The 15,335-nt window shown below is 71.8% G+C and carries 10 protein-coding genes and 1 pseudogene; 4 read left to right on the top strand and 7 right to left on the bottom strand.

All coding sequences use genetic code 11. The features are described 5' to 3' along the window. Positions 1 to 109 precede the first annotated feature (109 nt). Positions 110 to 1,549 (bottom strand): flavin monoamine oxidase family protein, encoded by a 1,440-nt coding sequence (locus tag IE195_RS10875; protein ID WP_191270174.1) that lies wholly within the window; start codon positions 1,547 to 1,549, stop codon positions 110 to 112. Positions 1,550 to 1,766: 217 nt separating this feature from the next. Between IE195_RS10875 and IE195_RS10870 the strand changes: the two genes are divergently transcribed. Beyond that, a complete protein-coding gene (locus IE195_RS10870) occupies positions 1,767 to 2,432 on the top strand; it encodes a TetR/AcrR family transcriptional regulator (protein ID WP_191270172.1) in 666 nt (221 codons plus the stop codon). A gap of 32 nt (positions 2,433 to 2,464) precedes the next feature. Here IE195_RS10870 and IE195_RS10865 read toward each other — a convergent pair whose 3' ends face one another. After that, positions 2,465 to 3,898: a gamma-aminobutyraldehyde dehydrogenase gene (locus tag IE195_RS10865; protein ID WP_191270170.1), complete on the bottom strand. Its 1,434-nt coding sequence runs from the start codon at positions 3,896 to 3,898 to the stop codon at positions 2,465 to 2,467. 252 nt (positions 3,899 to 4,150) lie between these two features. Here IE195_RS10865 and IE195_RS10860 point away from each other — a divergent pair, with 252 nt between their 5' ends. Further along, on the top strand, positions 4,151 to 5,521 hold the full coding sequence (locus IE195_RS10860; RefSeq protein ID WP_191270168.1) for an MFS transporter: 1,371 nt from the start codon (positions 4,151 to 4,153) through the stop codon (positions 5,519 to 5,521). Positions 5,522 to 5,546: 25 nt separating this feature from the next. Here IE195_RS10860 and IE195_RS10855 read toward each other — a convergent pair whose 3' ends face one another. Further along, the gene (locus IE195_RS10855) at positions 5,547 to 6,569 is read right to left on the bottom strand and encodes an alcohol dehydrogenase catalytic domain-containing protein (protein ID WP_191270166.1); all 1,023 of its coding nucleotides are present in this window, start codon (positions 6,567 to 6,569) and stop codon (positions 5,547 to 5,549) included. Between the two features lie 547 nt (positions 6,570 to 7,116). Between IE195_RS10855 and IE195_RS10850 the strand changes: the two genes are divergently transcribed. Then, the gene (locus IE195_RS10850) at positions 7,117 to 8,952 is read left to right on the top strand and encodes an immunity 49 family protein (RefSeq protein WP_191270164.1); all 1,836 of its coding nucleotides are present in this window, start codon (positions 7,117 to 7,119) and stop codon (positions 8,950 to 8,952) included. Between the two features lie 43 nt (positions 8,953 to 8,995). On the opposite strand, the gene IE195_RS10845 is transcribed toward IE195_RS10850, so the two are convergent. Beyond that, complete coding sequence (locus IE195_RS10845) at positions 8,996 to 10,486, bottom strand: MDR family MFS transporter (RefSeq protein WP_191270162.1); 1,491 nt, start codon at positions 10,484 to 10,486, stop codon at positions 8,996 to 8,998. 440 nt (positions 10,487 to 10,926) lie between these two features. On the opposite strand from IE195_RS10845, the gene IE195_RS10840 reads away from it, so the two are divergent. Then, entirely contained in the window at positions 10,927 to 11,727 is an 801-nt protein-coding gene (locus IE195_RS10840; protein ID WP_191270159.1) for a creatininase family protein, read from the top strand. On the opposite strand, the pseudogene IE195_RS10835 reads toward IE195_RS10840, so the two are convergent. The 3 genes and pseudogenes from IE195_RS10835 to IE195_RS10825 all read right to left on the bottom strand — a co-directional run. Further along, a pseudogene (locus IE195_RS10835) lies at positions 11,728 to 12,552 on the bottom strand (lysylphosphatidylglycerol synthase domain-containing protein); the annotation flags it as partial. Continuing rightward, the gene (locus IE195_RS10830; RefSeq protein WP_191270157.1) at positions 12,549 to 13,403 is read right to left on the bottom strand and encodes a class I SAM-dependent methyltransferase; all 855 of its coding nucleotides are present in this window, start codon (positions 13,401 to 13,403) and stop codon (positions 12,549 to 12,551) included. The gene IE195_RS10830 and the pseudogene IE195_RS10835, both read right to left, overlap by 4 nt. A 208-nt stretch (positions 13,404 to 13,611) precedes the next feature. Continuing rightward, positions 13,612 to 15,195: an MFS transporter gene (locus tag IE195_RS10825; protein ID WP_191270545.1), complete on the bottom strand. Its 1,584-nt coding sequence runs from the start codon at positions 15,193 to 15,195 to the stop codon at positions 13,612 to 13,614. Between the last annotated feature and the right edge of the window lie 140 nt (positions 15,196 to 15,335).

The following is a 15,335-nucleotide window of genomic DNA, read 5'->3' as shown; positions in this document are numbered from 1 at the left end:
GCCGGGTGGGTGTCGGCGCCGAGGGGACGGCGCCGCGGGAACCGGTGGGCCTGTGCGCCCACCAGGGGATGGGGTTCGTGCGCCGCGGCGCCGATCCCCCGGGACTGGGTCACCCGAGCGGTGCCTGCGAGCCGGGGGAGGCACCGAGGATCTCCTCGGCCGCACGCCGGCCCTGGCGCAGCGCGCCGTCGACGTGCTGGTAGCCCTCGGCCGCCAGGTCCGAGCAGGCCCAGTGGACGGGGCCCACGGGGCTGCGCTGGTCGGCCCCGTAGCGGTGCAGGCCGCCGAGGTCGTAGCTGGCCGCGTACGCGCCGCGGGTCCACTCCTCGGAGGCGAAGTCCGACTCGAAGTAGACGAGCGGGTCGAGTGCCTGCTCGCCGAGGTAGTTCGCCAGGGAGCGCAGGATCGCGTTGCGGCGCTCCTGGGCGGGCCCGCGCAGGAGGCCGTCGGCGATCTCGTCGGAGACGAAGGCGACCAGGGTTCCGCGGGTGTCCCCGTGGTTGGTGTTGTCGTAGACCTCCTGGCACAGCTCCTTGGCGCCGAAGCCGGTGCCGGACAGGCCCCTGTCCCGCCAGAACGGGGTCTCGTAGACCGCGTGGACCTTGATGACCAGGCCCATCGAGGTGTGCTGGTGCATCTGCTGCTGCAACCAGGGGAGCGGGGGATCGAAGGAGATGCGCGAGTAGAGGTTGGGCGGCACCGCCACGACCACGTGGCGGGCCCGCACGGTCACGCGGTCGGACCGGACGACGGCGGGTCCGGTGTGCTCCGCGCCGTGGGAGGAGGCCTCGTCCTCGCTCCAGCGGATGGTCCTGACCGGGCTCCCGAGGAAGACCGTGCCCTCCTGAAGGGCGTCGGCCATCGTCTCCGAGACCGACTGCATGCCTCCGACGACGCGGCGGTCGAGGATGAAGTCCTCGTCCACGAGGTTGGAGAAGGACCCGGCCGAGGCGGCCATCAGGACGGCCTGCAGCACCGAGAAGGCGTGGGCGGGCTTGGTCAGCATGCCCCCGGCCATGAAGATGCCGATGTTCTCCCGGGCGGCCTCGTCGTCGGTCTGGCGGCGCAGCCACTCGGTGAACGAGAGGGTGTCCAGTTCACGGGCGCGCGGGTGGTCCCAGGGGCGTTCGGCGCCGATCTCGGCGACGAGCTTGTCCAGGGCGGCGATGACGCGTTCCATCTCCGCCTCGGTCCTCTCCCCGGCGGGGAACATGTCCCCGGTGTACTCGTGCCGGGAGCCGTCCGCGGCGAGGTAGACGTTGGCCCCCTCGCGGTGCCGCGGGAAGGTGCTCATGCCGAGTTCGTCGAGGAGTCCGAGCAGCTCGGTCTGGTCGGGCGAGACCCACTGGCCGCCGATCTCCAGGAAGGCGCCGTCGATCTCACGGGACCAGGTGCGGCCGCCCACGCGGTCGCGGGCCTCCAGGACCGCGACGGAGCGGCCGGCGGCCTGCAGGGTGCGTGCGGCCATCAGCCCGGCCGGGCCGGCTCCCACGATCACGACATCGCGGTCGAGGATCTCGTCGCTGCCGATGACGTGTGTGCCACTCATGGGTGTGCTCCTTCGAACATCAAAATGAACTTCATTCATTAACGGATAAGGCGTCCCCGATGTCAAGTAGCTCACTCTCCACCCGGGGACGACATACGGGCCGGTCAGCGGGCTGAAGGCCCGCCACCGCACCGATTCGGCGCTTTCGCGCCGCTTCTACACTTGAGGGGAAAACCCATCGGGGCCCCGCCGCGCGGCCGACAGGAAGAAGGCATCAGTGACCCAGCAAGCCCGCAACGGACGGGGCCGGGGCAGGCCCTCCTCACCGGTCCTGTCCCGCGAACGCCTCACCCGGGCCGCGATCCGGATCGTGACCGAGCAGGGCTACCGTCACCTGACCATGGCCTCCCTGGCGCGCGAGCTCGGAGTCGCGGCCTCGGCGCTGTACAACCACGTCTCCGCCAAGCGCGACGTGCTGGTACTGATCCAGGACCGCATCAACGAACAGATCGACTGCTCCGCGTTCGCCACCGAGCCCTGGGACCAGGCGCTGCGGCAGTGGGCGCGCTCCTACCGGCGGTGCTTCACGGAGCACACCGCGCTCATCCCGGTCATGGCGGTGCTGCCCGTCGCCGACTCCCCCCAGACGCTGCGCATGTACGAACGCGTCACCCGCGCCCTGCAGGACGCCGGGATCGTCGGCGCGGACGCCGTGGACATCATCGTCGGGATCGAGGCGCTCGTCTTCGGCGCCGCCTACGACGCCTCCGCCCCGAACGACATCTTCGACCCGGGAGGCCTGGAGGAACTGGCCCCGACCTTCACCCGGTTCGCCGCCCAGCGGTCGGCGGACCCCCGCGCGGCCGCAGACCGGGCCTTCGAGCTCGCGCTCGACGCACTGATCGTCGGCCTGCGCCACAGGTACGCCGTCACCGACGGCTGAGGCGGGGCGGGGCCCGCGCGGGCGGCGTCCGCTCACACCTGGAGCGCGTGCATGACGTGCTTGACGCGGGTGTACTCCTCCACCGAGTACAGCGACAGGTCCTTGCCGTACCCGGACGACTTGAAGCCGCCGTGGGGCATCTCCGCGGTGAGCAGCACGTGCGTGTTCACCCAGACGCAGCCGAAGTCGAGGGCGCGAGTCAGGCGCATCGCCACCCCGTGGTCGCGGGTCCAGACGCTGGAGGCCAGCGCGTAGTCCACGTCGTTGGCCAGCGCCACGGCCTCCTGCTCCGAGGTGAAGCTCTGCACGGTCAGGACCGGCCCGAAGGTCTCCTCCTGGACCAGCTCGTCGTCCTGGCGGACGCCGGTGACCACCGTCGGTTCGAGGAAGTAGCCCGGGCTGCCCTCGACCGGCCTGCCCCCGGCCACCACGGTGGCGTGCTCGGGCAGCCTGGCGAGCTTGTCCGTGACCGACGCGAAGTGCCGCGCGTTGTTCAGCGGCCCGTAGTCGTTCTCGGACTCCTCGGCCCGGCCGGTGCGCGTCTGGCGGGCCGCCTCGGCGAGCAGCTCCACGAACCGCTCGTGCGCGCTCTCCTCGACCAGCACCCGGGTGACGGCGGTGCAGTCCTGTCCGGCGTTGAAGGTGCCGAACTCCACGAGCGCCTTCGCCGCCGCGGGCAGGTCGGCGTCGGCGAACACCACGGCGGGCGCCTTGCCGCCGAGCTCCAGGTGGCCGCGCTTGAGGCCCCTGGCGGCCGAGGCGGCCACCTGCCGGCCCGCCCGCACCGAACCGGTGAGCGAGACCATGGCCGGTTCGGGGTGCTCCACCATGAGCTCCCCGGTGCTCGCGTCGCCCAGGAGCACGTTGAACACGCCCGCGGGGAGGACCTCTCCGATGAGCCGCGCCAGGACCAGCGTCGACTCGGGGGTCGTGTCCGAGGGCTTGAGCACGATGCAGTTCCCGGCGGCCAGGGCCGGACCGATCTTCCACACCGCCATGAGCAGCGGGTAGTTCCAGGGGGTCACCTGCGCCACGACACCGACCGGCTCCCGGCGGACGTAGGAGGTGTGGCCCTCCATGTACTCCGCGGCCGCGCGCCCCTCCAGCGTGCGGGCGGCGCCCGCGAAGAAGCGCAGGTGGTCCACGCCCATGCCGATCTCCTCCTGGGAGATCATCCAGCGCGGCTGACCGGTGTTGCGGTGCTGGGCCTCGACGATCTCGTCGGCGTGGGACTCCACCGCGTCGGCGAGCCTGAGCAGCAGGCGCTGCCGTTCGGCCGGGGTGACGTCCCTCCAGGACCCGAAGGCGGCGCGCGCCGCGGCGAAGGCGCCGTCGACGTCGACGCGGTCCGAGACCGGCGACACCGCGACGGTGCGCCCCTGCGCGGGGTCGACGACGTCGATGCTTTTCTGCCCGTGCGCGTCGACGAACTCACCGTTGACGAAGTTCTGGAGGCGGCTGCCCATGGGGTCTCCTCGGCCGTGTAGAAAAATGATGTTCGTTCATTTTAGGGGTGCGTGAGGTGAGGGGCAACACACGACCCTGCCGGAGGGGTCACTCGGTCGGAGGCCGGGGCGCGGCGGGACCGCCCGGCCCGCAACGGGCGACGGCCGCCTGGGAGTGACCGGCGGGCCTCGGAAAAAGCTTCGCGAAACGGCATCCGACCGTGGAACAATCGCGCCCGTCCACGACGGGTACGGGCGACGAGAGAAGCGCACATGACAAACCCGGGCGCCGGTCCGCGACCCGAGGAGAAGAGGACGGGAGGACTGCGCCTCCTCCTGACGAACGCGCCCTTCCGCGCCCTGTTCACCTCGCGGACCGTGTCGTACACGGGTGAGGCGGTCAGCCTGGTCGCGCTCATGCTGTTCGTCGCCGACTCGACCGGCCAGGCGATCGCGGTGTCTCTCCTGCTCCTGGTCGGGGACTTCGTTCCGGCCCTGCTCGGGCCGATCACCGGCGCGGTCAGCGACCGCTTCGACCTCAAACGGGTGATGATCGCCTGCGAGGCGGTCCAGGGGGCCGCGCTGCTGCTGATCGCCCTGTCGATGCCGCCGCTCCCGCTGCTGCTGGTACTGGTGGCCGCACGGGCGGCGGCCGGTCAGGTGTTCATGCCGGCCTCCCGTGCGGCGGTGCCCGCACTGGTGCGCGGACGCGACCTGGAGGCGGCCAACTCCAGCATCGGGTTCGGCACCAACGGGGCCGAGGCCGTCGGTCCGCTGCTGGCCGCCGCGCTGTTCCCGTTCCTGGGGATCCAGGGCGTGCTGTTCGGTGCGGCGGCGGCCTACGGGTTCTCCGCGCTCCTCCTGCTCAGGGTGCGGCCGCTGCCCCCGGTCCGGGAGGAGCACGGGTCCACCTCGCTGCTGACCGATGCCAGGGAGGGGCTGGGCTACATCTGGTCGGTCTCGCCGGTCCGGGTGATCGCACTGGGATTCTGCGTCGTGGTCGCCTTCAACGGGATCGACGACGTGGCGCTGGTGCTGCTGGCCAAGGACACCTTCGGTGCGGGGGACTCGGCCGTGGGCCTGCTGCTGGGCGCGGTCGGTATCGGCCTGGTGGCCGGCTACGCGCTGCTCGCGCGCCACGGCACGCGCGGCTCGATGCTCGCCCTGCTGCTCCTCGGGTTCGCCGTGAGCAGCCTGGGCAACCTGCTGACCGGTCTGGCCTGGGCGGTCGCCGCGGCCTTCACCCTGCAGGCCGTGCGGGGCATCGGTATCGCGGCGATGGACGTGGCGACCAACACGCTGCTCCAGCGCATGGTCCCGGCCGGGATGCTCGGCAGGGTCTTCGGCAACCTGTACGGCGCGGTCGGGGTGGCCGCCGGGCTGTCCTACGTGGCCGGCGGGCTGCTGCTCGACGCCACCTCCGCCCCCGTCGCCCTCGTGGCCGCGGGCGCGGGCGGACTCCTCGCCACCGTCGCGGTGGCCCTGACCCTGCCCCGCGCACTGCGCCGCGGCGGCGTGTCCACCGACGGGGACCGCCCCGACGAGGGGGACGGTCCCGGTGGCGGGGAGGACCGGGGCGCTCCCGAACCCCGCCCGCGCGGAACGGGGGAGGAACCGCCCTTCCGGCCCGGCGACGGTGAGTAGGCGCACCGGTGTTGCCGGGCGGGATTCAGAGGCGGACGAGGACCTTCAGTGCCTCACGTTCGTTCATCGCCCGGTAGCCCTCGGGGACCTCCTCCAGACCGACGGTGCGGTCGAAGACCCTGCCCGGCTGCACCCGGCCCGACAGCACGTCGGGCAGCAGCTCATCGATGTAGGCCCGAACCGGCGCCGGTCCACCGGTCAGGGTGACGTTCTTGCCGAACATCGGCACGAACCCGATCGGTCCCTGCTCGTACTGCGGCACGCCCACCCGGCTGACCACGCCTCCTGCGCGGACCACGCCCATGGCGGTCTCGTAGGCGTCCAGGTGGCCCACCGCCTCCAGCACCGTGCGGGTCCCCTCGCCCCGGGTCAGCTCGCGGACCCGTTCGACACCCTCCTGGCCGCGCTCGGGCACCACGTCGGTGGCGCCGAAGTCGCGCCCCAGGTCGGTGCGGTCGGTGTGACGGCCCATCAGGATGATCCGCTCGGCGCCCAGACGCCTGGCCGACAGCACGGCCAGGAGGCCCACCGCGCCGTCGCCGATCACCGTGGTGGTCGTTCCGGGCCTGATCCCGGCGGTGACGGCGGCGTGGTGGCCGGTGCCGTAGACGTCGGCCAGGGTCAGCAGGGAGGGAAGCAGTTCGGAGTCCTCGTCCACGGGCAGCCGCACCAGGGTGCCCTGGGCCTGGGGTACCCGCAGGGCCTCGGCCTGGGCCGCACCGAAGATCCCGCCGCGCGGGCAGGAGGTGGGCAGACCCTCCCGGCAGAGGTCGCAGGTGTTGTCCGCGAAGGCGAACGGGGCCACCACCAGATCGCCTGCCCTCAGACCGGTTACCTCGGAGCCGGTTTCCTCGACCACGCCGATGAACTCGTGCCCCATCTGCTGTCCCTGTCCGCAGGCGGGCATGGCGCGGTAGGCGTGCAGGTCGCTACCGCACACACAGGAGCGCACCACACGTACCAGAGCGTCGGTGGGCTCCTCCAGTTTCGGGTCCGACACGTCCTCCATGCGGACGTCGCCGGCCCCGTACATCAACGCAGCGCGCATTGTTCCTTCCCCGTGGGTCGTGGGTGGTTCCGTCCCCGGCTGTCGCCGCCGCACGCAGGACACCTCGGTGCTCACCATCAGGGAGGACGGGGCATCAGGGAAGCCAGGGCGCCGACGCAGCCGGGGAACGGGGGTCGTGTACCGGGCGATGCCGGAACCCCCAGGTGATCGTGGCAGCTCACAGCCCTGAACGGGTGGAACTTCGCCATCGGATCCGCGAGTCTCTGTACTCCCGGTGGGCCTGGGGCGCTCCGCGGCAGAGGTGCCCTCCGATTTCGGAGGAAAGGTCGGCTTCGGGTCCGAGAGCGGGCTCAACGGGTCAGCCGTAGACTCAGCCGGGGAGGCGCTCCTGGAATGGCGCCTGATTTGTCTGTTTCTCGAGAAGTTGTAGAAACGGCCTCTTGCCGCCGGTAAGTTGCCAGGTAAAAGACTGCTCCCCGCGCACGCGGGGATGTCCTGCGTCGCTGCCTTCCTGTCGTCAGGCTGTGCCAGACTCTCCCGCGTATCGGGGTGAACACGCCCCCAACCAGGACGGGAAGAGGGTTCGTTGACCGCGCGGATCGAACGGCACAGGGTGAGCGAGAAGGCTCTGGGGAAAGCCACCGAGGGCTTCTTCGACGAGGTCAGTCTCCAGGTTCGGGGCCAGCAGGAAACGGGACGCGACGGGTTCGGCTGGGAGATGATCTCCCGGGACCTGCTCGACTACGCGGGTGCGCGTTCGGCGGCCGTTCCGGAGACCGACGCCGACATCCGCGCCGCCCTGTACTCCGCCGCCGAGGCACGGATCGGCGGGCTCAAGCTGGACGGGGCGCCCAGCTCCGCGGAGTTCTCCGTCCACCTCACCTACACGGGGACCGGAGTCTCCTACCGGGACCACGACGAGGAACCGGGGGACGAGCCCCGGAGTCAGCGCCGAGTCCCCCTCGGGGACTGGGCCGAGGCACTCTACCTGTGTGTCGTCGCCGACCTCCACGACAGCAACGAGGGCGCCCTCGTCCAGTTCGCCTCCGCCTTCGGGGAGGACGACGTACTGCACCGCGCGCTCGCCTTCCACGTCTTCCCCGAGTTGGGCGCCGAACGGGACCAGCTCGTGCGCTACGTGGAGTCCGCGCTCGAACCCTTCTTCGCCTCCCTCGGCAGGGAACCCGGGGACAAGCACCCTGATCTCGGCTCGGTCGACTCCGACCTCCTGCTCCTGCACGCCCTGCTCACCCGCAACGAGGAGGCGTTCTGGACGACCATGGCCGCCCGCCTGTCATGGTTCCGGGACACCCTGGGCGATTCCTCCCCCAGGTCCCTGCTGCCGGTGGCCGAACTCGCCTTCGCGGCCCTGGCGGTGCGGGTCGAGGGCTGGGAGATGCCGTTCGAGTCCGACTACCTGCCCGGGCAGCTGGTCGAGGGGGAGAGCCGCCGCAGCGGCCCACGGGTCGGCCCGTACGGAACCGACAAGGACCCCGAGGCGCTCCGGGCACTGTCCGAAGGACCCTTGGCCGTCGAGCGCCCCACGGAGAACTTCTCCGGGGGACGTGAGGCTGATTCCCTGTTCGAGTCCGCGGATCGGAAGCTCGACACGATCTGGCGGCCCGAGATCATCCCGACGGAACTGCCCTCAGCGTTGCAGCGCTCTGCCTGGAGCGAACTCCTCAGCTTCCGGTTCTACTCGGTGGTCGACCCGCACGCCCGGCACCCGCGCCAGCTCGCCGCTCTCACCCACGCCTCGCAGTACACCGCGGCGGTCTTCGCCAGCGCCACCGGGGAACCGGGGGAGACGGTCGACGTGACCATCGGCCGGACCACGGCGCCCCTGCGCTGTGTCGCACCGACGAGGAAGGTGTCCGAGGGCGCGCGCAGGATCGCGATCGAGTACGCCCTGCTCTCGGGTTCGCTGGAGCGCCTGGACACCCTGGTCGCCTACCCCCGGGACGCCTTCCTCCGTAAGGACGAGGAACAGGGCTTCGCGGTATTCCCCCGCTACAACACCGCGTTCCTGGCCTACCTGAAGGCGGAGCGGGCACGCGGCTGGCGGCGTTGGTCGCAGGACGAGACCCGCCCGTCGAACGGGGCGGTGCGCGCCGCGACGGACGAAGCCGTCGCCGCGCTCGCCGAGTACCACATGCCCGGCTTCCCGCCCCCGCCGGTGCTGCTGCTCTCCCAACTGGTGGCGGGGGACCGGGAGGGGTTCAGCCTGGCGCTGGCTGACGCGCTGGAGCAGCACCGGGAGGCGTACAGCATCGGTGACCGTGCCGAGGACCCCGACTCCCTGGTCAACCCGCACCTCCTGGCCCTGGCCTGCCTCGCCCGCGCCCAGGGGTGGCAGGTCGGGGTGGAGAGCGGTTACCTGCCCGAGGGCGTACTCGACCGGGCGGCCGAGATGTTCGGTTGAGGGCCCTCCTTCGTCCGATGAGGCCCCTCCTGCTCGCCCAGACTCAGTGCACGGCGGGAGTGCTCTGCTCCTGGGAGTTCTCTCCGGGGGCGGACCTGCGGACGAGGAAGGAAGCGAAGAAGGCCAGCGTCGTGATGGCGGCACCCAGCATGAAGGCGACGTGGATCCCGCCCGCTTCGGCGGCGACGGCGTCCGCGCCCTCGCCCAGCTGCCCGGCGGCGACCGCGGACATGACCGCGATGAACGTGGCGGTGCCCGCGGCGCCCGCCACCTGCTGGACGGTGCCGACCACGGCGCTGCCGTAGGAGTACAGCTCAGGACGCAGGGAACCCAGCGCACCGGTGAGCAGCGGCGTGAACATGAGGCCCAGGCCGACGCTCAGCACCATGTGCGCGGCGACCACGTAACCGATCGGGGTGTCGACGCCGAAGGACGTCATGCCCCACATCACCAGGGTGACCACGGCCGCTCCCGGGGTGACCAGGGGGCGGGGGCCGAACCGGTCGTACAGGCGGCCGACGAACGGTGCCAGCAGACCCATCACCAGGCCGCCGGGCAGCAGGGTGAGCCCGGTGACGAGCGTGTCGTAACCGAGGACGTTCTGCATGTAGAGCGGCAGCAGGATGATCGTGCCGAACAGGGCCATGAAGCTGACCATGACGAGGGCGATCGAGACCGAGAACTGACGGGACAGGAACACGCGGAGGTCGAGCAGGGCCCGGTCCTCGCGCTGCAGCCTGAGCTGGCGCCACACGAACAGCACCAGCGCCACCGCGCCCACGACGAGCGCCGTCCACGGCGGGACGGCGGCGTCGGGGTCGGCCGCCTCGCCCAGGCTGGAGAAGCCGTAGACCAGGCCGCCGAAGGCGAAGGCCGACACGATGACGGAGAGCACGTCGATCCGGGCGGCCCGCGGTTCGGTGACGTTGCGGATGAAGGCCGCGCCCAGACCCAGGCCCAGGAGGGCGATCGGCAGCACCAGGCCGAACATCCAGCGCCAGTCCAGCACGCTCAGGATGAACCCGGACAGGGTCGGTCCGACGGCCGGAGCGACCGCCATGACGATGGAGATGTTGCCCATCACGCGGCCCCGGCGGTCGGCCGGGACCATGTTCAGCACGGTCGTCATGAGCAGCGGCATCATGATCGCGGTGCCGCCGGCCTGAACGATGCGGCCCAGGAGCAGGAAGGTGAAGCTCGGGGCCAGGAAACAGATGAGGGTGCCGAGGCTGAACAGGCTCATCGCGGTGATGAACACCTGGCGTAGGTGGAACCGCTGGAGCAGGAAACCGGTCACCGGGATGACCACGGCCATCACGAGCATGAAGGCCGAGGTCAGCCACTGTCCGGTGGAGACCGAGATGCCCAGGTCGCGGTTGAGCGCGGGTAGGGCCACGCCCATGATCGTCTCGTTCAGGATGACGACGAAGGCCGAGACCAGTAGAAGCGGGATGACCAGGCGGGCGGCTTTCTGGTCCGCGCCACCGCTTTCCGCGGCCTCTTCGTCGTGTGTTGCGTCGGGTTGCCTGGTCACGTACTTCCTTGCGCGCTAGAGACGGGTTGGGACAGGGGCGGGTCGGGAGCGGGGGTCTGCCGGAAGGGTCCGGTTCCGGTCCCGACGGGGGGTCAACCCCGCCGCCCACGGCAGTATTCCGGTCCGGTCGGGGAGAGGAACAGGGATTTTTCGCCCAGAACAGCCCCGGGGTTCAGCCTAAGTGACGGGACGTCCCGTCTCGCCCCGTTTCCGGTGCTTCGGAGCCCTGCCTGTGCCCTTCGCCACACCGGGGGCTGGGGTCGCGCGACCCGTCACCAACTCCTCCGCCGGACCCGCCGGGAACTGCGGGTCGTCACCCCGACTCTCCGGTGAGTCCCTGACCGGTTGGCCCAGGCCGCTCACCGGCCGCGAACGCGAGGTCCTGCGCACCGCGGCCGCCGGGCCTGGTCCGCGGCGGGGCGACACGGCAGGATGTCCCCATGGACTTCTCCGACCCCCTGCCGAGCAGCACCAGCGAGGACGAGGGCGCCCCCGTCGCCCGGGTGGCCCTGCTGCCGGTGGGCAGCCTGGAACAGCACGGCCCGCACCTGCCGCTGACCACGGACACCGTCATCGCCTCCACCCTGGCGCGGGTCCTGGCCGACGCGCACCCCGGGCTGCGGGTCCTGCCCCCGATCGCCTTCGGCTGCTCCCACGAGCACGAGGCCTGGCCCGGCACGGTCAGCGTCTCGGCGCCCACCCTGTACGCGACGGCCTCCGACATCGCCGGTTCCCTGCGCAGGGCGGGCACCCCGAAGCTGGTCCTGGTCAACGGGCACGGCGGCAACCACGTCCTGGCCAACCTGGTGCAGGCCTCCGGCGGGGACATGGCGCTCTTCCCCGGTCCGCACGACTGGGAGGCGGCCCGGAAGGCGGCGCGGATGAGCACCTGGAACGACCGCGACATGCACGCCGGCGAACTGGAGACCTCCGTGCTGCTGCACGTGCGGCCCGACCTGGTCCGCCCCGGCTACGAGGAGGCCGACCACCTCGCGGACCGGCGCGACCACATGCTCACCGCCGGCCTGGCCCGCTACACCCGTTCCGGTGTCGTCGGCCAGCCCTCACGCGCCACCGCGGCCGAGGGCCGTGATCTGCTGGCCCACCTGGTCGAGGCCTTCGCGGGGTACCTGCGCGTGCTCGACCCGAAACAGCCGCCACACCAGGACCAGCGCACCGGGCAGGGCGGCGACCAGGGCCAGGACCCCGTAGACCACCGACGCGGTCAGACCCGCCGCTGAACCCAGCCCGGCCACCCCGAAGGCCAGCGCCGTCACCGCCTCACGCGGCCCCCATCCGCCCACGTTCGCGGGAACGCTCATCGCGACCAGAGCCAACACCAGCAGCGGGACCAGCGCGAACACGGGCGCGGTGATGCCCGCCGTCCGGGCCGCCACCAGGAACAGGGTCACGTGCCCGGCCAGGGCGGCCACCGACAGCACCAGCACCCCCGGGCCGGTCGTGCCCGTGAACAGGCCGGCCCGGGTGTCCGCCACCGTCGCCGCCAGCGCCCGCCACCAGCGTGAACGGCGCCGTCGTCCCACCACCCAGCCGATTCCCACCGCTCCGGCCACCACGGCCAGCACCCCCACGGAGGCGGCGACCGCGAGCAGACCCGGCCCCAGCAGGGCGGCGGGCAGGGCGAACAACAGCACCGTGCACGTCGCGGCGAGCACCACCTGCCCGGCCACCCGCTCCAACACCACGGCGCGCACACCCCGGGCCAGGTCGCCCGCGTAACGTCCGTGGCTCACCGCCCGGTGCACGTCGCCGAGTACCCCGGCGGGCAGGACGGCGTTCAGCAGGATCGCACGGTAGTAGTCGCCCACGGCGCGCCCCCAGGGCAAGCGCAGCCCCACCCCGCGCGCCACCAGCACCCAGCGGGAGGCGCACAGCACGGTGGTGACCAGACCGATCGCCAGGGCCGCGGCCAGGGCCCCGGCGTCGACCGCGCCGAAGGCGTCGGTGAAGGCCCCCAGCGGGTACCACCACAGCACCCCGGCCAGGATCGCCGCCCCGGCCAGCGACCGCAGCCACGCCGAGCGACGCGATGCCGTGCGACTCATGGCCGTCCCGCGCCCCCGTCGGGCAGCGCCAGGAGGTCGGTGTGGTGTACGAGGGCGCCCAGTTCACCGCGTTCGCACTCGCCGAGCCGGCGTTCCGGGTAACCGCAGGGGACCGCGGCCGGGTCCTGTTCACGGGCGGCCCCGACCCACCCCCGCAACCACGTCAGGGCCAGCGGCACGCTCTCCGGGCACAGCCGCCACGGGCTCGGGAAGGTCAGCACCCGGTAGCCCAGTTCCCCGAACACCGCGACGGCGGCCTCCGCCGCGTCCGGACCCAGCCGGCCCTCGCGGCGCTGGTGCCCGTTGAACGCTCCGGTGACCGCGGCGTCGGCCGGATCGCTCGGGAACAGTTCCACCCGCCCCGACACGGACAGGGTGAACAGGGCCGCGCAACCCGCCCCGGCCACCGCCCGGGCCACCGACGCGAGTTCCTCGCGGGTGAGCAGGTCCAACAGGGCGGAGCCGGTCACCAGGTCGGTTCCGGCCAGCTCCGGGGCGGTGACCGACCCCAGGTCCCGCAGACACATCCGTGCGGTCACCGGCGCCCCGTCCGCCGAACGCGCGGGCATGTGCGCCCCGGCCAGCGACAGCAGGGCGGAGTCGATGTCGTACAGGGCCCACCGCTGGGCGCCCGACAGTTTCGGGACCAGCCAGCGCCCCTGTGATCCGGTGCCGCACCCGAGGTCGGCGATCCGGACCGGCGCCGCGCCCGGGCCCGTGCCCCGCTCCGCCAGGTGGACCCGGAGCGGGTCCAGCGCAGCGGTGGCCCGCGCGTCGTCGTCGGCCGCCTCCCGCAGGGACAGCCAGGCCGGATCGAACGCCGGAGGCGGGTTCTCGGAAACTGGACTCAACGGGACTCCTCCCGGTGGCGTGCGGCCGCCGAGGGGTGGCCGCCTCCTTCCAGAGTGCCAGCTCGACCGTGCCCGGGCGGGTCGAACGCGCAAGCTTTTGCCCGGTTCTGTCACCGCCCGGTCGGTCCGTGGCCGCGGACCCGCCGGTGGTCCGGTGGGGCCCGGTGCCGCGGCCGGCGGGCCGCGGGACTCCGCTGCGGGGCGCGGGTCAGACCGGGGCTCCGTGCTCCCCGCGCTCCCCGCGCTCCTCGGGCCCCTCCGTGCCGGTCGGCTCCGGCCGGTCCTGCTGTTCCCCGCCGTCCTTCGCCCGGACCAGGTCGAGGGTGTCGCGCAGTCGGACCCGGGGCAGGAAGCACACCACCACCAGGCCGACCACGGCGATCCCGGTGGCGACCAGGAAGATGTCGCCGGTCGCCGCACCGTAGGCGCCCTCCACGATGTGGCGCAGGAACGGGGGCATGCCCGCCAGGTCCAGGGTGCTGCTGTCGCCTCCTCCCGCGGGCACGTCGGCCCCCGAGGCCGCCAGGCCGTCGGAGATGTTGGTGCTGACCCGGTTGGCCAGGATCGCGCCGAGCACGGACACCCCGACGGTGCCGCCCAGGGAGCGGAAGAACGCGACCGCTCCACTGGCCGCGCCGAGTTCGCGCAGCGGCACCGAGTTCTGCACGACCAGCACCAGGTTCTGCATCGACATGCCCACGCCCACGCCGACGCCGAGCATGCCCAGGGACACCACGAGCAGCGAGGTCGTCTCGTCGATGGTGGACAGCAGCAGGAAACCGAGGGTCAGCGAGACCAGGCCGGTGATGACGTAGGGCTTGACCCGGCCCGAGCGGGAGACCAACAGGCCGGAGACGGTCGAGGAGGCCATCATGCCGAGCATCAGCGGGGTGGTCAGCAGCCCGGCCTCGGTCGGCGAGTAGCCGCGGGCCAGTTGGAAGTACTGGCCCAGGAAGACGGCGCCGCCGAACATCGCCATGCCGACCGCCGCGCTGGCCACGATCGCGATCGCTGTCTCCCGGCGGACGACCAGACGCAGCGGGATGACCGGCTCGGACACCCGGTTCTCCACCCACACGGCCAGGGTCAGCAGCAGGAGGCCGCCGACGGCCATGGCTCCGGACTGCCAGGAGATCCAGTCGAAGCTGCCGCCGACGAAGGTCACCCACAGCAGCAGCGTGCTGACGCCGGCGGCGATGAGTGCGGCGCCGAGGTAGTCGATGCGCACGTCCCTGCGGCGCTCCTCCACCAGGTTCAGGGTGCGGGTGAGGACGACCAGTGCGACCAGCATGAACGGTACGCCGATGAAGAAGCACCAGCGCCAGCCCAGCCAGGAGACGTCGGTGAGCGCGCCGCCGACGAGTGGGCCGCCGACGGTGGCCACGGCCATGATGGCGCCGATGAGCCCGTTGAAGCGGCCGCGTTCCCTGGGGCTGACCAGGGCCGCGATGGTCGCCTGCACCAGGACCTGGGAGGCGCCCATGCCCAGCCCCTGCACCGCGCGGGCGGCGATGAGCTGTCCGGTGGTCTGCGCGAAACCGCACAGCAGGGAGGCGGCGATGAACAGGACGATCGAGACCTGGAGCAGTCGCTTCTTGGGGAACAGGTCGGCGAGTTTGCCCCAGATCGGGGTGGAGGCCGTGGACGCCAGCAGGGTCGCGGTCACCACCCAGGTGTACTGGGACTGGGTCCCCTGGAGGGAACCGACGATCTGGGGCAGGGCGACCGAGACGATCGTGCCGCTGAGCATCGTCACACCCAGGACGATCAGCAGCCCGCTCAGGCTGCGCATGATCTGTGGGCGTCCGGTGCCCGGAGACTGAGGAGTACTCAAGGGCTGACCTCTGGAGAAGAGAACTTGCAGACGGAGAAAGAGTGCTGGGGGAGCAAAAATACAGAGTAAGCATTTTTGCACTCAATGCACGTTATCAC

The organism is Nocardiopsis terrae (assembly GCF_014651695.1).
GTDB classification, from domain to species: domain Bacteria; phylum Actinomycetota; class Actinomycetes; order Streptosporangiales; family Streptosporangiaceae; genus Nocardiopsis; species Nocardiopsis terrae.
This window is presented reverse-complemented; position numbering and strand designations above follow the sequence as displayed.